Origin of the sequence: Acinetobacter haemolyticus (assembly GCF_900406815.1) — a bacterium.
GTDB classification, from domain to species: Bacteria; Pseudomonadota; Gammaproteobacteria; order Pseudomonadales; family Moraxellaceae; genus Acinetobacter; species Acinetobacter haemolyticus_A.
The window spans coordinates 1-414 of record NZ_OVCN01000052.1; the positions used below are offsets into that span (position 1 = coordinate 1).

General features: G+C 42.5%; 1 protein-coding gene. It reads left to right on the top strand.

Annotation, left to right across the window (positions count from 1 at the left end):
• A partial coding sequence (locus tag DK207_RS15625; protein WP_171293707.1) for a thioredoxin family protein occupies window positions 1-414 on the top strand: 414 nt, incomplete at both ends.

Consider the following 414-nt stretch of genomic DNA (forward strand, 5'->3'; position numbering starts at 1 on the left):
GTCCGAGTTTTGGTGTTGCCAAAGCAGGTGAACAACCTCGTGTGTTCTTTGCGGGTTTACCGATGGGACATGAGTTTACTTCTTTGATCTTGGCTTTGTTACAAGTCTCAGGTTATGCCCCTAAAGTCTCTGATGAAGTTTTAAATCAAATTAAAGGCTTAAATCTTAAAGCCAACTTTGATGTGTTTATTTCATTGAGCTGTCATAACTGCCCAGATGTGGTTCAAGCCTTGAACTTGATTGCGATCTATAACCCAAATACCACCACGACCATGATTGATGGTGCGTTCTTCCAAGATGAAGTGGAGCAACGCAAAATCCTGGCTGTGCCAATGGTGTTCCAAGATGAGCAACATATCGGTCAAGGTCGCATGACTTTGGAAGAAATCATTGCCAAGTTAGACACTAACTCAG